The organism is Ruegeria sp. AF2 (genome assembly GCF_056542025.1).
The window spans coordinates 560,562-578,302 of the sequence record NZ_JBQFZC010000001.1; the positions used below are offsets into that span (position 1 = coordinate 560,562).

15 protein-coding genes are annotated in these 17,741 nt (G+C 56.0%); 8 read left to right on the forward strand and 7 right to left on the reverse strand.

Translation table 11 applies throughout. The annotated features are described in order from the left end of the window. The first annotated feature begins 14 nt into the window (after positions 1-14). The 3 genes from ACR0NM_RS02735 (at position 15) to ACR0NM_RS02745 (ending at position 5,917) form a co-directional block, all read left to right on the forward strand. Positions 15-905 carry an adenylate/guanylate cyclase domain-containing protein gene (locus tag ACR0NM_RS02735; RefSeq protein WP_480613126.1) on the forward strand — a complete coding sequence of 297 codons (891 nt, stop codon included), beginning with the start codon at positions 15-17 and terminating at the stop codon, positions 903-905. A 113-nt stretch (positions 906-1,018) separates the two neighbouring features. After that, positions 1,019-1,483 carry a hypothetical protein gene (locus ACR0NM_RS02740; protein WP_170396227.1) on the forward strand — a complete coding sequence of 155 codons (465 nt, stop codon included), beginning with the start codon at positions 1,019-1,021 and terminating at the stop codon, positions 1,481-1,483. Positions 1,484-1,498: 15 nt separating this feature from the next. Beyond that, positions 1,499-5,917 carry a WD40 repeat domain-containing serine/threonine protein kinase gene (locus ACR0NM_RS02745; RefSeq protein WP_480613128.1) on the forward strand — a complete coding sequence of 1,473 codons (4,419 nt, stop codon included), beginning with the start codon at positions 1,499-1,501 and terminating at the stop codon, positions 5,915-5,917. 71 nt (positions 5,918-5,988) lie between these two features. Here ACR0NM_RS02745 and ACR0NM_RS02750 read toward each other — a convergent pair whose 3' ends face one another. Genes ACR0NM_RS02750 through ACR0NM_RS02775 form a run of 6 tightly spaced genes read right to left on the reverse strand, consistent with a single transcriptional unit; the run spans position 5,989 to position 11,213 of the window. Further along, complete coding sequence (locus ACR0NM_RS02750; protein ID WP_480613130.1) at positions 5,989-6,927, reverse strand: HAD-IIA family hydrolase; 939 nt, start codon at positions 6,925-6,927, stop codon at positions 5,989-5,991. Beyond that, positions 6,891-7,706 carry a phosphonate ABC transporter, permease protein PhnE gene (gene phnE / locus ACR0NM_RS02755; RefSeq protein ID WP_170396234.1) on the reverse strand — a complete coding sequence of 272 codons (816 nt, stop codon included), beginning with the start codon at positions 7,704-7,706 and terminating at the stop codon, positions 6,891-6,893. The genes ACR0NM_RS02750 and phnE (ACR0NM_RS02755) overlap by 37 nt, the downstream gene beginning before the upstream one ends. Beyond that, on the reverse strand, positions 7,706-8,521 hold the full coding sequence (gene phnE / locus ACR0NM_RS02760) for a phosphonate ABC transporter, permease protein PhnE (protein ID WP_170403405.1): 816 nt from the start codon (positions 8,519-8,521) through the stop codon (positions 7,706-7,708). The genes phnE (ACR0NM_RS02755) and phnE (ACR0NM_RS02760) overlap by 1 nt, the downstream gene beginning before the upstream one ends. Further along, on the reverse strand, positions 8,518-9,312 hold the full coding sequence (gene phnC / locus ACR0NM_RS02765; protein WP_170396238.1) for a phosphonate ABC transporter ATP-binding protein: 795 nt from the start codon (positions 9,310-9,312) through the stop codon (positions 8,518-8,520). The genes phnE (ACR0NM_RS02760) and phnC overlap by 4 nt, the downstream gene beginning before the upstream one ends. Positions 9,313-9,370: 58 nt before the next feature. Then, positions 9,371-10,345 carry a phosphate/phosphite/phosphonate ABC transporter substrate-binding protein gene (gene phnD / locus ACR0NM_RS02770; protein ID WP_170396240.1) on the reverse strand — a complete coding sequence of 325 codons (975 nt, stop codon included), beginning with the start codon at positions 10,343-10,345 and terminating at the stop codon, positions 9,371-9,373. A 13-nt stretch (positions 10,346-10,358) separates the two neighbouring features. After that, a complete protein-coding gene (locus tag ACR0NM_RS02775) occupies positions 10,359-11,213 on the reverse strand; it encodes a DeoR/GlpR family DNA-binding transcription regulator (RefSeq protein WP_170403399.1) in 855 nt (284 codons plus the stop codon). Between the two features lie 224 nt (positions 11,214-11,437). Here ACR0NM_RS02775 and ACR0NM_RS02780 point away from each other — a divergent pair, with 224 nt between their 5' ends. The 5 genes from ACR0NM_RS02780 to ACR0NM_RS02800 are packed head-to-tail and all read left to right on the forward strand — an operon-like array spanning position 11,438 to position 16,841. Beyond that, entirely contained in the window at positions 11,438-11,902 is a 465-nt protein-coding gene (locus ACR0NM_RS02780) for an NUDIX hydrolase (RefSeq protein WP_170396245.1), read from the forward strand. 59 nt (positions 11,903-11,961) lie between these two features. Continuing rightward, complete coding sequence (locus ACR0NM_RS02785; protein WP_170422361.1) at positions 11,962-12,987, forward strand: ABC transporter substrate-binding protein; 1,026 nt, start codon at positions 11,962-11,964, stop codon at positions 12,985-12,987. Next, positions 12,988-15,201, forward strand: coding sequence for an ABC transporter permease (locus ACR0NM_RS02790; protein ID WP_480613132.1), 2,214 nt, complete (start codon positions 12,988-12,990; stop codon positions 15,199-15,201). Between the two features lie 11 nt (positions 15,202-15,212). Further along, positions 15,213-16,274 carry an ABC transporter ATP-binding protein gene (locus tag ACR0NM_RS02795; RefSeq protein ID WP_480613134.1) on the forward strand — a complete coding sequence of 354 codons (1,062 nt, stop codon included), beginning with the start codon at positions 15,213-15,215 and terminating at the stop codon, positions 16,272-16,274. Then, on the forward strand, positions 16,275-16,841 hold the full coding sequence (locus tag ACR0NM_RS02800) for a histidine phosphatase family protein (RefSeq protein ID WP_480613136.1): 567 nt from the start codon (positions 16,275-16,277) through the stop codon (positions 16,839-16,841). It begins immediately after the preceding gene. 4 nt (positions 16,842-16,845) lie between these two features. Here the strand turns inward: ACR0NM_RS02800 and ACR0NM_RS02805 are convergent, their stop codons facing one another. Next, entirely contained in the window at positions 16,846-17,637 is a 792-nt protein-coding gene (locus ACR0NM_RS02805; protein ID WP_170612481.1) for an inositol monophosphatase family protein, read from the reverse strand. Between the last annotated feature and the right edge of the window lie 104 nt (positions 17,638-17,741).

Here is a 17,741-nt window from a genome sequence, read left to right on the forward strand (position 1 = left end):
TTGCGAGTAGCACCGTGGAAACCAAGCTCGTCACGACCATAATTGCTGACATTTCTGACAGCACTCCGTTCTACGAAGAAATGGGGGACGATCAGGCGCAGCAGTTGATTCAGTTTGAAATCGATCGATTGCGTGAGGTTCTACTTGGGTTTGGCGGAGTTCCTGTGGGGCAAAAAGGCGATGATGTCTTGTCCTATTTCAAAGAACCCGAGGCAGCCATTATCGCCGTGGTCGAGATGATTCAAAAACCGCCCGGAACATTACTGTCGGTCCACGCGGGTGTTCATCAAGGTCCTGTTGTTATTGGCGATAATGGGATATTTGGCGAAACAGTAAATCTGACCGCACGTTTGGCGGCCGCGGCCAATCCGGGTGAAGCTTGTGTCAGCGAAAGCGTCGCCAAGGATCTAAGCCCCGAAAGTCTCCAGATGCTCACCCCAATCGGATCGCTTCGCCTGAAAGGTGTGAGTGACCCGGTCAAAGCCTATTCAATCGTGGCCTCAACGGACGGGTTAAGCACCGTGATGCATCTGCCGACGCAGACGGCCAGCGGATCTGAGGGCATGCAGCAGAATGAAAGCTTTGCGCTCATTCTTTATCACGACGATCATACCTGGCGGTGTCGGGAAGGCGGGGAGCTAACGATCGGCAGATCCAGTCAATGCGATGTCATCCTGCCTGAGCCGTGGGTTTCGCGACTGCATGCGGTACTCAGCATGAAAGGCGGGAAGCTGATGCTGGCGGATCGCAGTTCGTCGGGAACTTACGTACAATTCGAGAATGCGCGTGAAATCCAGCTTAAGCGCGAGAACATAATGCTGGCCGATAGCGGGCTGATATCGCCTGCACTATCAATTTTGCACTCTGATGCGCGCCCATTAGAGTTTGAGGTCGTCCGCCGATAAACGACGTGGCACGCCTGAATTCTGGCTTCTGTGGTGAAAGTCTCAGAAAGAAACTCGCGATTGTGCTAGAATCGGCACCAATTGCGTATTTCAACCAAGATTGGGAGGGAATGATGTCATTGAATACTTCAGGAAACCAGCTTCGTCAGGGCGCTCTGATCCTGGGTGCAGCTACACTCTTGTTTGGTGCTGATGCAACTGCCCAGTCAGCGATGCCCAATGCCTGCCCTGTGGATGGATGTGAGGTGCAGATTGTATCGGTCGCCAAAGAGGGCGACGAACTGCTTGTAAACTATGACGCGAATTTCACTCCGGACGTATCGAAGAACCATTTCCATACATGGTGGGGCGAAAGCTATTCCGTTGAGCAAGTCGGCAGAAATGCCCAAAGCGAATTCAATGCCGTTCAGGGCAGGTGGCATCGGCACGATGATTACCCAAGCTATGTGACGAAGGAGGCGGCCTCGACATCGGCACGCGAGGGAGGGACGACACTGTGCGTTACTGCTGCCGATAGGGACCACAACATATTGGATGCGACCAAGTATCATTGCGTGGATGTGCAAGAGCACCTCTGAAGCGCCAAGAATATTATGACTTTTCCTGCGTTCATCGGCCGTTACGCTGTTGACCGTGAAATCGCGAGCGGTGGGTTCGCGGCGGTTGTCCTTGCGCGGGATGACGAGTTGGAGGTTCCGGTAACCCTCAAGATTCTGCACGCCAACCTTGCGACCAATGACAAAGTCATCACCCATTTTCTCGAAGAAGCCCGTCTGTTGCGGCGCATTCGATCTCCGCGCGTTGTCTCCGTGCATGACGTGGGGCGTTTGGAGGACGGGCGGCCCTATTTTGTCATGGACTACGCGGATCGCGGCACATTGGCCGACCGACTAAAGCGTCTAAGCCCCGCTGCTTTGACCAAACGCGAAGGTGTGGAAATACTGATTGATGCAATGGCAGATGGCTTGTCTGCGGTTCACGACGCGAATGTCGTGCATCGGGACGTCAAACCCGCAAATGTCCTTCTGCAACGAGTGAAGCGGTCCAAAGACGATAACAGCACGACGGTTTCTGATGCTTTGGTCGGCCTAGACGAGAGGGTTTTTCTGGCGGATCTCGGTATTGCGAAGGATTTAGCGATCGGTGTGACCGGCGCGACCATGATGGCTGGGACACCGCTCTACCAAGCGCCAGAACAAGCTGAGCACGGGCAACCCGTGACGCCGATGACCGACATCTATTCGGCCAGCGCGCTGATGTGGCATGTCCTGACGGGAAAGGCGCCGCCGCCATTCCATCGCGTTACCGAGTATCTTTCCAGCCTGCCGGAAATGTGGCGCGATTGCATTGAGCACGGGATGGCAATGGACCCGCAGGCGCGTTTTCTGGATATGGTGTCCTGGCGCAGTGCAATGAATGATGCGTTGGATCGTGACCGGCGAGAGGCCGCATCCGAAGCGGTGACGCAGATATCGGAAAGTAGGTTGGAATGCCCCTACAAAGGGCTCGCCGCGTTCCAGCCAGAGGATTCCGACTATTTCTTTGGACGCGAGGATCTTGTTGAGGAACTTGTGACCCGGCTTCAACAGAGCCGGATATTGGTTCTGGGTGGCTCATCCGGCAGTGGTAAATCATCCGTTCTGCGAGCAGGGCTGCTGCCAGCGATCGCTGCCAACGCGATATCCGGTAGCGAAAACTGGCGCGTTTGTGTTTTTACCCCCGGGCGCGATCCAATGACCGATTTGTACTTTCAACTCATCGGCGACAATTCTCACCTTACGGCTCAGGTCTCGCTCAACGACTTCATCGCCTATCCGAGTGCGGCGCGCCGATTGGCCACCGCGAATGAAGGAGAGTTGTTGATCTGCATTGATCAGTTCGAAGAATTGTTCACGCTGGTCAAACATGAACGCAGAAGCAAGTTCATCGAAGCTTTGTCAGCCATGACGGACCCTGCAGATAGCCGCGTTCGTATCGTGCTGACAATCCGTGCGGACTTTTATGCATCCTGTGCAGAGATACCGTGGCTTGCGGATCGAATCTCGGAAAACCAGTTTTTGGTCGGGCCGATGACACGGCCCGAGCTGCGCCGCGCAATCAGCGAACCGGCACATGCAGCTGGTTTGCACATGGACAGGTCCCTTATTGATGCGATCGTTGATGAGGCCGGGCGCGAAGCGGGTTCGCTCCCGCTGGTGGCGCATTCTCTGTATGAAACATGGAGCCGACGTAAAGGTGCGGTCATGTCTCTGGACGGCTACCGTCAGTCCGGTGGTGTCACAGGGGCAATCAGCCAGACAGCAGAGACACTTTTTACAGACGTTTTTGACAAAGTTCAGCAAGAGGCAACCCGGCGGCTATTCTTGCGTCTGGTTACGCCCGGCGAGGGGACTCCGGACACACGGCGGTTGTTGCCGATCGATGAGATCGAGCGCGACTCGGACCCGGACACAACGCGGCGGGTCGTTGAAGCTTTGACAGATGCGCGGTTGCTGACGCTGGATGACAAAAATGTTCAGATTGCGCATGAGGCGCTGCTGCGTACATGGCCGCGACTTAATTCATGGATCGAAGAAAGCCGCGATGATCTGCGCATGCGTCAGCGTATTCAGCATGACGCTGCAGAGTGGGATGTTGAAAATCGCGAGCCCGATTTACTTTATCGCGGCACAAGGTTGTTGTCGGCTGAAGAATGGTCGGTGAAGAACCAGAATATCCTCGGTGCGTTAGAGCGGGAATTTCTGGGCGCTGCACGAGACGCGCGTGACCAAGCGCAGGCTGCATCCAAGATGCGCCGGCGTCGGCGTCGACGTATCAATCAAGTTGCCGTTGCTGCCCTTGCCTTGCTGGCCATTGGCGCAACGGTTTCGTCTTTCTTGGCTATCCGCGCGTCCAACCTTGCCGAAAGCAACAGACAGATGGCCGTTGCCGCAACAGCTGAAGCCAATGAAAGGTTCGCAAGGGCGCTAGGCGCTGCGGCGAACGGGTTATCGGATACAGATCCCTTGCTTGCCCTGTCACTCAGCGCCGAAGCGATTGTCCGAGCCGAAACTGCTGGTTCGACATCAGAGGCGAGGGCGGCGATGCTGATGGCTCGGCAAAATCTGGGTGAGGGTGGGCTTGTCCCATTGGGCAGCCCGTTTACGGTTGGTGACGCGCAGACGATGGCTATTGATGCATCTGGTACGCGTGTTGCGGTTGGATTGCGTGATGGGCGCATCGTGGTTCATAGGGCTGAATCCGGCGGAGCGGTTATTGCTGAACTGGTGGGGCATTCCGGCGGGATAAGGGATGTTGCATTCTCTCCCGATGGTGAGTTGCTGGTTTCAGCGGCAACGGATGGGGATGTCCGCCTTTGGAATGTTGGTTCGGCCAAATACGGCCCGATCACGACACTGTTCTCTGGCAATGACGTCGCATTCGGCGTGGCCTTTGATTCCACCGGCAAGCGTATCGCGTCGGCGACCGGTGACGGGACCGTTCGCCTCTGGAACGTTTCCAATGGAATGCAAATTGGAGAGCCATTGGCGAAAATGCCGCTGGGCTTCAAAAAGGTCGCGTTTTCGCCCGTTTCAGAAGGACTTGTAGCCGGAAATGTCGATGGTGGCATATTCGGCTGGGTCGACGCAAAGGCTACGCCTGCATTTCAGCCGATACCGGGCGGTCCGCTGGGGCCTGACCCCGATCACCTGTCCTTCAGCCGCGACGGGAGATCATTCGCGGTATCCCATACGAACGGGAAGGTCACGACGATTGGTTTTCCGGATGGTTCTCCAATTGTTGATCGTTTTTCAGATAGTACCGACATCGTAGCAGCAGCATTTACCGCGCCGGACAATCTGCTGGTAGGGGCAGGGGCAGACGGAACGCTGCGATTGGAAAATTCAAACATGGAAAGTGTTGGCGACGTGGTGCAAGCGCACAGTCAGAGGGTTGTGGACCTTGAAGTCGCCCAAAATGCCCCGTTGCTGGCGACTTTGGGCCGGGATCAGCAGGTACGTCTCTGGCGGATTGGGATCGACCCCGGCGGCAAAGACACGCTTGTTTTGCAGAACGGGGCAAAGGCGCTGGGCATCGCTTATACGCCGGATGCAAAGTCTATAGCCATCGGTGACAGTGAGGGGAATATCTGGGTCTGGAAGATGGGGGCTTCCATGAAACCCATGCAGCTGAAGGGGCATGAAAGCCAGGTGTGGGCGATCTCTTTCTCGCTGGATGGCAAAACCATGGTGACTGGTGATCGCGAAGGCGGCTTGAAAATCTGGGACACGGCTGCCATGCGGCTGAAAAATCAACTCGATCTGGGGCAGGCTCCCGTCTGGTCGATCATGCCGGGGTCAGGTCCCGAGGTCTTTGTGGCGACAGGAGATGGAGTGCTGCAAATCGATATCTCAGACGCTGATTTGGTCAAGAGCTTTGCGCCAGCTGACATTCAGGCAAATCGTGTCGCCGTCTCTGAAGATGGCGGCATGCTGGCAGCGGCCTCGGTGGATGGTAAGGTCTATATTTGGTCGATTGGCGACGGTCAGTTGATCAGAGTGATTGAAGCTGATGACAACACGCTTTGGAGTGTTGCTTTCGGTCGTGATGGCGCACAGGCTGCAACTGCTTCCAGCGATGAGGTGGTCAAGGTGTGGGATGTTGAAACCGGCGAAGAGCTTGCCGCTTATGGCGGCCATAAGGGTGGGGCGACGGATGTTGCCTTTTTGGCGGATGAGGCAACCTTGGTGGCAATCGACCGATCTGGGGAACTGCATTGGTGGGATACCGCGACGCACCGTCGGCTCATGCCTGTCGAAAAGATCCATGCAGGCCCGACCTGGCGTATTGCGCTGGCACCAGACGGAAATTCTTTTGCGACAACCAGCGAAGCTGGTGATGTTCGGGTTTGGGACAGGTTGAGCTTAGAGGTCGCATGTGCGTTGGGCAGTCCAACCTTCGATGAAGGGCGCAGGGTTCAGTATTTGGGAAGCGATGAGCCAACAACGACCTGTGATGCCTTCGCGAATTGATCACATGGCGAGTATTGAAAAGCACGGGCGGGCGCTTGGATTTGAAGCGGAACTAAGCAGGCGTGATCAGATTATGGTCGGTTCACAACGAAATCCGGCATGATCTGCGCCTGTGTGATTGCGTCATCGACGTCATGCCCTGCGAAAAAACCGTACCCCGAAATCAGGGCCGAGGCGATTCCGGCAGCATGGGCCCCCAATATGTCGGTATGCAAGCTGTCACCAACCATAAGCACGCGAGTTTTATCGACCCGGCCAAGTCGCTTGAAAGCCAAGTCAAAAATATTCTCAAATGGTTTGCCGAAGAATTCGGGTACAACGCCGGTTCGATCGGCAAGACGGTGCGCGAACAGACCGGGTTCGTCTGAAAACCCGTGCTCGCGCGGTGCGACTATGTCCGGATTTCCAACCAATACCGGACGCGGGCGTTTTAGCAGGGCTGCTTCCAAATGAGCCTGACGTGCCTCGGACCAGACGGCTGAGCCGATCATCAGAAACCCCTCAACCGAGTCATAGGGCTCGGGATCGTCATCGAGATAAGTCAGGTTCAAATCTTCCAGATCGCGAAGGCCGGTGCTGGGTGTTGCCATCAAACCCCAATGCAGCGCGCGTTGACCGCCCAGCTCTGCCAGCAGTGTTGCGCGGCTTGTGATGATATCCTCTGACGCAAAATCATATCCCAGCCGGGCGTATTTCTCGACGAGCGCCGCATGAGGGTGACCAGCTGCATTCGAGACGACCAGAACGCGTTTACCCATGGCTTTGAGCTGATCAATCCGCACGGCTGTACCGGGAATCGCAGTCTCGCCGATATTGAGGACACCGAACGCATCCAGAAGGAATACATCGAAGCCTTCAGCAATATCCATCAAAGTGTTCGCATGCTGATAGGATTGAACAGCCGGTTCAGCAGCCGGAAGTCGATGCCGAACGGCCTCGTAGGCGTCGAAAGCCTCTTGGGTCGTGAAGCGGCTCAAATAATTGCCCCTCGTACTTTGGCAGACACCCATTCGCTGATCATGACGGCAATCAGAATGACGATCAGGATAAGGCTGACCTGCGGCCATGCCAGAACGTTCAGCGACGCCGACAATTGCAGCCCGATGCCGCCTGCGCCCACAAGGCCAAGAACCGTAGACTCGCGAATATTGATGTCCCAGCGGAATACGGCGATCCCGGCAAAGGCGGGCAATATTTGCGGGACGATTCCATAGGCCATGACCTGCCAGCGGGATGCGCCGGTGGCGGTGATGGCTTCGACTTGGGTGTGATCAATTTCCTCGATGGCTTCATAGAGAAGCTTGGCGCAGAAGCCGATCGAACGAATGGCTATGGCGATAACACCTGCGAATACTCCGGGTCCAATGATTGCGATTAACAAAAGCGCCCAGATTAGCGAGTTGATCGAGCGGGTTGAGACGATGATCAGTAACGCGATGGGGCGGATGAACACGGCCGACGGCGTGGTGTTGCGGGCGGCCAGAAAGGCGACCGGTACGGCAAGGAACAGCGCAATGATCGTACCAAGTGTGGCGATGTTCAGCGTGTCCCAGATCGGGCGGCCTAACTGCGTGATGTAGTCCCACTTTGGTGGTGTCGCGCGGGTCCAGATATCGTTCGCGATCCGGGGTGCGTCCCACACAAAGAACCATGTCGTCGAGGCCGAGATGATCTGCCAGCAGTAGACAAAGACCGCCACACCCAACAGCCAGCAAAACCAACGCACAAGGCTTTGACCGGTCGTGCGTCTGCGCCAGATTTGCGTACCTTCATGTTCAAGCACTGGCATTACTGGACCCTCGCGCGGATGATACCCGAGAGGTATTCGAGCGCCATGACGATCCCGATGATCAGGATCAGAATGGCTGCCGCAGTGTCATACTCATAACGGTCAAACGCCGTATTCAGCGTGGCCCCAATGCCGCCGGCCCCCACAAGCCCAAGAATTGCACTTTCGCGAAAGTTGATATCGATCCTGTACATCGACAGCCCGACCAGTCGCGGCATGACCTGTGGCTGCACGCCGTAGTTGATCCATTGCATCCATCGCGCGCCCGAGGCTTTGATCGCCTCGGCCTGCACTTTGTCCATGGCCTCGATGTCTTCAGCCAAGAGCTTGGACAGGAAACCGATAGTGGCGAAGGACAGTGTCAGGAAGCCGGCCAAAGGTCCGAACCCAAAGATGGCAACCAGAAGAATGGCGACGATGATCTCTTGCAGGGCGCGGCTGATCGCAACAATGCCTCGGCAGATCACATAGACCGGGAGAGGCGCAATATTGCGTGCAGCGCCCAGTCCGATCGGGATCGATATCAGGATGCCCACCACCGACGCTGCAACCGTCATCACGATGCTCTCGAGAAGACCGCTCCAGATATCGCTCCAGCGCGATATGAAATCCGGGCTTGTGAAAGCAAGGACAAAAGCCCAACCGCGATCCAAGCCTTCATAAACCCGGCCCCAATCCACCTCGATGGTCATAAATGCCGCAATCAGATAGGCGACGAATCCAACGATCAAGGTCCAGCGCAGTAAGGCGTTTTTGACGAAGGCCGGTTTCCGCCAGCCTTTGCCCAGCAGGTCATCAAGTTCGGGATGGCTCATTCCGCGGCCTCGATCTCTTCGTCGTCTTCAACTTTCTCTATGGTCGCTTCCCAGTCTTCTTCGCCATAGATTTCGGTCAACTTGTCAGGCGTAAGCCCAGAGGGGAGGCCGTCAAATACGATTTCACCAAAGCGTAGGCCAACGACGCGCGGTACGAACATTTGCGCAAGGGCCACGTCATGAATGTTGATTATCGCGGCTAATCCGCGTTCCTGACACAGCTCGGTAATCAAGCGCATGATCTGACGGCTGGTTTTTGGGTCCAGTGAGGCGGTCGGTTCATCGACCAGCAGAAGCTTGGGATTTTGGATTAGCGCCCGGCATATTCCAACCCGCTGACGCTGACCACCTGACAGTTCGTCCGCGCGTTTGTCGGCCATATGCAACAGACCCACGCGATCCAGCAGGCGGAATGCATCATCCACGTCAGACTGGGGGTAACGTCGCAGGAAGCTCCGCCAAAACCCAACATATCCCAGCCGTCCCGACAGTACATTTTCCATGACGGTCAGGCGTTCAACCAGTGCGTATTCCTGAAAGATCATCCCCATTTCACGACGTGCTTTCCGCAGCGCGCCCGAGCCGAGTTTGACCAGGTCCACGTCGTCCAGCAGAACCTCGCCACTTGTGGGTTCAACCAAACGGTTAATGCAGCGGATCATGGTGGATTTGCCAGCACCAGAAGGCCCGATCAGCGCCAGAACCTGGCCCTTTGGCACATCTAGATCGATCGCCTTCAGGGCCTGATCGCCGGTTTTATAAGTTTTTGTAAGCTTTTGAAGCCGCAGCATTTATGCCCCCGGTTCGGGTGGTAACGGGCCCCGCAGGGCCCGTTGGATGTAGTATCGATTACTGGCAGGCGTAGGAAACGCCGTTAGCCGCGTCAATCTTGCGGATGACGTCCCAGAACTCCTGATATGTCATCTCAAGGAACTGACCTTCATTCGACTTCGAGAACTCAGCCTCAAGCGTTGTTCCCTCCCAGTCGAAGCTGAAGAAGGCATTGCGGATTTTCTCCTGCAGTTCCGGCGTCAGGTTGTACACGGTTCCAAAGCCTGTCGTCGGGAAGGTCTGCGACTTGTAGATCGTGATGACGTCGTCTTCGTTGATCACATCGCGCGAGATCATCCGCGATTTGACCGAATTAGCGATCGAGGCAGCCAGATAGTCCTTATTGGCGACACCCAGGATCGAGTTGTCGTGCTTGCCCGAATAAACCGGCTCAAAATCGCGTTCGGGTAGCAGATCAAAATCGCTTTTCAGGATCGCTGACGGCGCTTTGAAGCCCGAGTTCGAAGTAGGAGAAGTAAAGGCCAATTGCTTGCCCTTGATATCCTCAACCTTTTCGATGCCTGAACCGGGATAGGTGATGATCTCCATCTCGTATCCGAAGTTTCCGTCTTTCGACGCCATGATCGTGAAGGGCCTGAATCCGGCGCAGTTCACGGCCAACGGGTTTGAACCGGTATTGAAGCCCGCAATATGCAGACGCCCCGAACGCATGGCCTCAATCTGGGCCGCGTTGTTCTGAACTGGAAAGAAAACAACGTCTTTGCCAGTTTCCGCTTTCAGATGATCAAGAAAGTCCGACCAAGCAGTTTTGTATACGGCAGGGTCTTCAACCGGGGTGTAGGCAAAAATCAGGGTATCAGGATCAATCTGATCGGCAGGATCAGCGGGGATATCCGCGATCAGATCGCCATCGGCATCGCAGAACCGCGCATCCAGATCACCGCGCGGGCAGTCTTGCGCCGAAGCCGTGCCCGACAGTGACAAGAGCGCGATTGCGGAAGCTCCGATCAGTAGTTTGATATCAAATTTCATTTCTTCCTCCCAGTCATGCGTGGCTTTTCTGTCCACGGTTTGTCGTTCTTTGTAAGGACTGCTCAGCGACAAGAATCTTCACCCCGGCGTCGTTGATCGCGCCAAGCAAATCCCCTGTTGGTTTGGTATCAGTTACGATTGAATTCAGCCCGTCAAGGTCGCCCACACGGGTCAAACCTTTGCGGTCGAATTTCTCGGACCCGATCAGAAGATGTCGCGTCGCGGCGCGTGCCAGCATCATCCGTTTGACGGTTGCGAAACCGCGCACGGTCTCTGACGGCCCTTCTTCTGACAGGCCGGACGCGCCAATCATGCAACGATCGACGTTGAAACGAGACAGGAAATCCAGTGTATCTGTCCCGATCGTGGCGGACTCGGCGGTCAGATATTCGCCTGGGCATAGAATGACTTCAACTGGTGCGTGACCAAGGGTCATGGCCACCGGTATCGAATTCGTAATTGCCGTGCAGTGAATGCCCCGATACGCCAACATACGGGCCATCTCGATCGTGGTTGAGCCGGAATCGATCATCACCGTCTCGCCTTCCTGAATCAGGTCAGCTGCGCATTTGCCGATCTTTTCACGCTCATCAAGGCGGGCGTGGGTGCGCTCATCCAGACTTGGATAACGTCCTTGTATCGGGGCAGAGGCACCGCCATGCGCCCGCGAGATCAGCCCATCATCAGCTAGGGCATCAAAATCCCTGCGCACCGTTTCCGCAGAAACATTGAAACGCTGCGCCAATTCGCTGATCCGGACGTGCGGGCGAAGCTTCAACTCCAACAATATCTCACGGCGGCGGTCGGATTTCTTGAACCGACTCTGGCCCTTGTTGGTTTTCTTATCGCGCGTTTCCGCTTTGGGCATCTGGCAATCCGACTCGGTTTCAATCTCACTTTTGTGGCGTTTCAGTCGTTTTGCAACAATTTCTGTTGCAAAGCCCACGATTCATTGTGAGACTTCAAAGAACTGTTTCTATTTCGAGGCGTAGCAATCGAAGTGCACCGGCGTTCTGGATGTAGCCACCTTGTTCAACAGCACGTATGTGTTGCCATTGCCCTTTGCGTAGTGCCAGAGCCAAGAGCGCGCGCATGAGCAAGACCGAATTCACAGATCAGATCGGTGCGCTTCCAGTGCGATGGGACAAGTCCGACAAGCTGCGGGTTCTCATGGTCACTTCGCGTGACCGGGGGCGGTGGGTCATCCCCAAAGGTTGGATGATGGATGGTAAGAAGCCTTGGCATGCCGCTGAAATCGAAGCTTTGGAAGAGGCCGGAGCGGTTGGCTTTATCTCCAAGAAATCGATCGGGTGCTTTCACTATGACAAGCGATACGAGGGTAAAAGCAGCGTGCCTTGCCGCGTAACGCTTTATCCGTTGATTGTGGAACGGCTCAAACGCCGTTGGAAGGAACGCGACGAACGCAAGCGCCACTGGTTCTCACCTGCCAAGGCCGCAAAGCTTGTCGAAGAGAAAGAACTGGCGCGTTTGTTAAAGAGCCTGTCAGATAATCAAGAGACGTTGGCTGTTATCGAAAAATTGCGAAAGGCCGCATGAGGAAGGGCATATAAGAGCCGGGAAATCCGGACGCAGTGAACTTAAAGGGAGAGAAATCAATGAAGAAATTTACATCCACAACGTTGGGATCGCTTATTGCCCTTGCCGCATCGATGTCAGCGGCACAGGCTGACAAGTTGACACTTTATTGTTCTGCGCAAGAGGATTGGTGCCAGCTTATGGCGCGCAGTTTCGAAGATGCGACTGGCATTGACGTCAATATGACCCGTAAATCCTCGGGTGAGACATTTGCTCAGATCCGTGCAGAAAGCTCCAACCCCAAGGGTGATGTCTGGTGGGGCGGTACCGGTGATCCACATCTACAGGCCGCAGAAGAGGGCCTGACGATGGAATACATGTCGCCGATGCGTGACCAGCTTCATGATTGGGCGATTTCTCAGGCGGAAAGCGCGGGTAACAAGACCATCGGCATCTATTCAGGTGCGCTTGGTTACGGCTACAATGCCGATCTTGTCGCCGCGAACAACCTTCCCGAACCTGCGTGCTGGAAGGACCTTCTGAAGCCCGAGTACAAGGGGCACGTTCAGATGGCGAACCCGAACTCATCAGGTACGGCCTACACGACCCTGGCCTCGATGGTGCAAATCTTCGGCGAGGACGAAGGGTTTGAGTTCATGAAGGGGCTGCATTCGAACATCAACCAATACACCAAGTCGGGCTCGGCACCGATCAAGGCTGCTGGTCGAGGCGAGAATACAATTGGTATCGTTTTCATGCATGACGCAGTAAAGCAGGCGGTATCGGGTTTCCCGATCAAAGTCGTCGCGCCATGTGAAGGTACTGGTTACGAGATCGGTTCGATGTCGATCATCGAAGGCGCGCGCAACGAAGATGAGGCCAAAAAGTTCTATGACTGGGCATTGTCGCCCGAGGCGCAGAACCTCGCCCTTCAGGTAAATGCCTTCCAAGTGCCGTCAAACAAAGGTGCTGAAACTTCGGAAAGCGCGCCTGACATGAGCCAGATCAAGCTGATCGACTATGACTTCAAGAAATACGGCTCGTCGGATGAGCGCAAGCGCTTGCTGCAGAAATGGGACGAAGAGGTTTCGGTACTGCCGCAGTAAATGACTGACGACACGACAAAAACGACCCATCCGGTTCTGATCTTCTGGGTCATCGCCGGGTGGGTCGGATTCTGCCTGCTGCCGTGGTACATGGTTGACGGTGGCCTGTGGTCGTTCGAGTGGCTGCTGGACGGCTACCCTTTCGACGAAGATTATGCGCCTGCTGCCTTTCTAATCGGGCAGGGTGAAAAGCTGTGGCTTGCTCCGCTTCTTATTGCACTCCTGCTGCCACTTCTGCTGTTAAGACGCGCCAAATCAGATCCGCTTTATGCCCGAATTTTGATCCTGTCAGGGGCGCTGGGCTTCGGCTGGCTGATCGCACAAGGGTTCAGCATCGGAATCCGAGGCTACAACTTCGACTGGCTCGAAACCCTGTTTGGCGAGCTCGGTGATCGGCAGTTCGGCATGGGCTATGGCGCGATGATCTGCGCGTCGAGTTTTCTGTTCCTTCTGACCCAGGGTGTCGCCGCACGTGGGGCGATTAACGGAGACGTCTTCGTGGTCAGCGCCATCGGTGGTGTGATCACCATCGTCACCGCGTTTGTATTCTTTCCTATCGCCAAGATGCTGTTCGCTGCCTTTGTGACGGAAGAGGGCGCGTACTCCATGGCAGTGTTCTTCTCGAAATTCTTTGACGACCGGCTTTGGGGGCTGGGATGTTTCTGGGGCGCACGATGCGGGGCGGCATGGAACTCACTGTTTCTGGCCATCCTCGTCGGCTTCATCACCACTGCGCTCGGCTTGTGCTTTGCGCTTGTCGTGACCCGCTCGGGCTTTCGGTACAAGCGCGCGTTGCGCGCACTGACGGTTCTGCCGATTATCACGCCACCGTTCGTGATCGGCCTAGCGCTGATCCTGCTGTTTGGATTGTCGGGTTCAGTAACGCAGTTCTTTGCCGAATTATTCGGCACCCAACCCACTCGCTGGCTGTATGGCATGCCGGGTGTTCTGATTGCGCAGACGTTGGCATTTACACCCATCGCCTTCCTTGTGCTGATTGGCGTCGTTGAAGGGGTGTCTCCCTCGATGGAAGAAGCGGCCCAGACATTGCGCGCGAATAGATGGCAGACGTTCAAAACCGTGTCCCTGCCGCTGATGCGCCCGGGCCTCGCCAATGCTTTCCTTTTGGGCTTCATCGAAAGCATGGCCGATTTCGGCAACCCACTTGTGCTGGGTGGCAATTTTGACGTGCTATCGACCGAGATATTCTTTGCCATCGTGGGCGCCCAGTACGATCAAGGCCGCGCTGCGGTTCTGGCCATGGTGCTTCTGTTCTTCACGCTTTCAGCCTTCTACGCGCAGCGAGCCTGGCTGGGTAAGAAAAGCTACACCACAGTCACGGGCAAAGGTGACGCTGGCGTACATCCATTGATGCCAACCGGCCTTTCCATCCCGGTGCTAACCGTCGCCCTTGGCTGGGCCGTGTTTACCATCGTCGTCTACGCCATGATCGTCTACGGCAGCGTGGTTGAACTGTGGGGAGTCAATAATTCCCTGACGTTCAAGCACTACGTCACTGCCTTCTCGGTTCGGTTCGAGTCGGAAGGAATTCGCTGGACAGGGGCCGCATGGGACAGTTTCTGGACCACCATAACAATCGCCGCAATCGCCGCGCCGCTTACGGCTGCAGTTGGGCTCGTGACGGCCTATCTACTAACCCGGCAGAGTTTCGCAGGCAAAGACGCTTTTGAGTTCGGCACCATGCTGTCCTTTGCCATCCCCGGTACCGTGATCGGTGTCAGCTACATTCTCGCCTTCAACGTGCCACCGATCGAGATCACGGGCACGGGTGTCATCCTTGTTGTCAGTTTCATCTTCCGCAATATGCCGGTCGGTGTCCGAGCCGGCATCGCCAGCATGTCGCAACTGGATCGCAGTCTTGACGAGTCATCTCTGACCCTCGGGGCAAATTCGTGGCAGACTTTCCGGCGGATCATCCTGCCTCTGCTACGCCCGGCAATTCTTGCCGCCCTTGTCTACAGTTTCGTGCGGGCCATGACGGCGATTTCGGCGGTGATTTTTCTGGTCAGCGCGGAATATGACATGGCGACCAGCTATATCATCGGGCGGGTCGAGAATAACGACTATGGTCTCGCCATCGCCTATTCCACCACACTGATCTTTGTGATGCTGTCAGTGGTTGCCCTGATGCAGTTGATCGTGGGCCGGACCAAGATCGGGCGACGAATGACGCAGTCGCGGACCAATGTTTAGGAGAGTTTGACATGAGCCTGCAGTCCAAAGCCGCGCCGGTTCGGTTCGAGTCCGTGACAAAGATGTTCGGCAAGGATGTCGTTGCCGTCGACAATATTGACCTGAATGTCGATGCAGGAAAACTGGTCACGCTGTTGGGCCCGTCAGGCTGCGGCAAGACAACGACGCTGAGGATGATCGCAGGGCTCGAAATGGCCACCTCAGGAAAGATCACCATCGGGGATCGCGATGTGACCAAACTGCCCGCGACGGACCGCGACGTATCTATGGTGTTCCAGTCTTATGCGCTGTTTCCTCATATGAGCGTGCTTGAGAACGTGATGTATGGCCTCACGTTCTCGGGCTTTGCTAAAGACGAGGCCCGCCGCCGCGCGCTGGACGGTTTGGAGCTGGTTGGCCTGAAAGGCTTTGACAGCCGCCTCCCGTCGGAACTGTCTGGTGGCCAACAGCAGCGCGTCGCTGTAGCGCGGGCTTTGGTGTTGGAACCACAGGTGCTGTTGTTTGATGAACCGCTCTCGAACCTCGACGCGAAACTACGCCGCCAGGTACGCGAGGACATCCGGGCCATTCAGCAAGACCTTGGTCTGACCGTCGTCTACGTAACACACGATCAGGAAGAGGCTCTGGCAGTATCGGACGAAATCGTCGTGATGCGGAATGCCGCGATTGCCCAGATTGGCACGCCCCGCCAGCTTTACGACGCCCCAAATGATCGCTTTGTTGCTGATTTTATTGGTGAGGCAAATCTGCTTGCCTGTCAGATCATCTCGGTCGACGGCGACATGGCCACCATCGAGATCGAAGGCTACCGCCATACCTTGGCATCCCGTGGCTTGACCGAAGGGCCTGCGACCGTCGCCATCCGGCCTTCTCGACTTGTGATTGGAGCCGCGCAAGGGGTTGCAGCGACCGTCTCCAAAGCCACCTATGTGGGTGTCCGAATGGAGTACACTCTGACTGGTGCGTTCGGCCAGGTCTTTGCAGTCCATGACGATGTCGATGCGCCGCTAGAGCCGGGTGCAGAAGTACAGATGGCCTTCGCCGAGAAAGGTCCGGTGCTTTTGCCCGAATAGATGCCCTGCCTTCTAATCATCACGCACCCCGAGGTCATCATTGACCCGAACACCCCCATTCAGGACTGGGGGCTTAGCGCGGTAGGCCGCCGCCGCGCCGCGGCCTTCGCAACCAGCGGAGTTTTTGCAGAGGTTACCCAGCTATGGGCCAGCACCGAGCAAAAGGCCCGCGAGACGGCCGACATCCTGGCTGCGCCCCGACGCCTGCGGATAAAACATGATGCCGCACTTGGTGAGAATGATCGAAGCGCCACCGGTTTTCTGCCGAGTGACCGGTTCGAAGCTGCCGCAGATGCATTCTTTGCCCACCCCAACACCGGTTTTCGCGGCTGGGAAACTGCCGCTGCCGCCCAGCAGCGGATAAACCAAGCAGTAACTTCAATTATCGAAACGCATGATGGCAGTGACCTCGCCATCGTTACCCATGGGGCCGTCGGGACCCTTCTGTGGTGCTCCTTGTCGGGCCGCCCCATTGATCGGAGGTATGATCAGCCCGGGCAAGGCCATTATTGGCAAGCCGATCTAACGGACCTTAAACCGCTGAGCGGATGGCGCTCAATCGACTAGATTGTCAGGCCTGCCACGCGTTCTCCGAGATTTCACGCAAAGTATCAAACACATCCGGAGTACCAGCGATCACCCGACCGCCGTTGCGGATCATTGCGCCTGCGTCCTGATCTTCGACCACGCCGCCTGCTTCCGCGATCATCAATTGACCAGCCAGACAATCCCAGGCGTTCATATGTTCTTCGACATAGCCAAGCAGCCGGCCCGCTGCGACATAGGCCAGTGACAGCGCGCCACTGGCGTTTCTGTGAAACATGGCCCCACGCTCGATCAGGTTCGCGACGATTGGAACAATGTTACGGTTATCCACCCGGTTCGAATAACCCACTGCCACCGTTCCTTGATGCAGCGCAACACCCGAAGCGACCCTCATTGGCGCATCATTCAGTGTTGCCCCGCCTCCGCGCGAGGCTACGAAGGTCTCATTGATATTTGGGTCATGGATTACACCGATCTCGGTATTTTCCTCAGCGACGCCCGCCAGAACGATGGTCCAGGCCGGAATGCCATTGACGAAATTCGTGGTGCCATCAATTGGATCGATCACCCAGTCAAATCCGCTTGAGCCTTGTGTTTCACCATGCTCTTCGCCAAATATGCCATCGTTGGGCCAAGCCTCGGCGATCCTCTGGCGGATGAAGGTTTCGACATTCCGGTCTGCCTCGCTGACCCAATCCTGTGCGCCTTTTTGATCGACGATCAAACCGCCCCGGTCGGAGAAATATCTGGAGGCGATTGTGCCAGCTTCCTTGCAGATCGCGATCGCGAAGTCTTTGCGTTCTTTGAGGTAATCCATTGGGAATCCAAATCATATCTGTTGTTGGCCAAAACTGTGCAGGCTTGGTGATGGAATGGCAAATACCAAATGCTGGTGAACTCGGTCCGGGGCCGCCATTGACA

Coding starts and splice junctions, on each gene's coding strand:
- ACR0NM_RS02740 (WP_170396227.1), top strand. CDS start 1,019: ATGTCATTGAATACTTCAGGAAACCAGCTTCGTCAGGGCGCTCTGATC.
- ACR0NM_RS02745 (WP_480613128.1), top strand. CDS start 1,499: ATGACTTTTCCTGCGTTCATCGGCCGTTACGCTGTTGACCGTGAAATC.
- ACR0NM_RS02750 (WP_480613130.1), bottom strand. CDS start 6,927: ATGGGTGTCTGCCAAAGTACGAGGGGCAATTATTTGAGCCGCTTCACG.
- phnE (WP_170396234.1), bottom strand. CDS start 7,706: ATGCCAGTGCTTGAACATGAAGGTACGCAAATCTGGCGCAGACGCACG.
- phnE (WP_170403405.1), bottom strand. CDS start 8,521: ATGAGCCATCCCGAACTTGATGACCTGCTGGGCAAAGGCTGGCGGAAA.
- phnC (WP_170396238.1), bottom strand. CDS start 9,312: ATGCTGCGGCTTCAAAAGCTTACAAAAACTTATAAAACCGGCGATCAG.
- phnD (WP_170396240.1), bottom strand. CDS start 10,345: ATGAAATTTGATATCAAACTACTGATCGGAGCTTCCGCAATCGCGCTC.
- ACR0NM_RS02775 (WP_170403399.1), bottom strand. CDS start 11,213: ATGCCCAAAGCGGAAACGCGCGATAAGAAAACCAACAAGGGCCAGAGT.
- ACR0NM_RS02780 (WP_170396245.1), top strand. CDS start 11,438: ATGAGCAAGACCGAATTCACAGATCAGATCGGTGCGCTTCCAGTGCGA.
- ACR0NM_RS02785 (WP_170422361.1), top strand. CDS start 11,962: ATGAAGAAATTTACATCCACAACGTTGGGATCGCTTATTGCCCTTGCC.
- ACR0NM_RS02790 (WP_480613132.1), top strand. CDS start 12,988: ATGACTGACGACACGACAAAAACGACCCATCCGGTTCTGATCTTCTGG.
- ACR0NM_RS02795 (WP_480613134.1), top strand. CDS start 15,213: ATGAGCCTGCAGTCCAAAGCCGCGCCGGTTCGGTTCGAGTCCGTGACA.
- ACR0NM_RS02800 (WP_480613136.1), top strand. CDS start 16,275: ATGCCCTGCCTTCTAATCATCACGCACCCCGAGGTCATCATTGACCCG.
- ACR0NM_RS02805 (WP_170612481.1), bottom strand. CDS start 17,637: ATGGATTACCTCAAAGAACGCAAAGACTTCGCGATCGCGATCTGCAAG.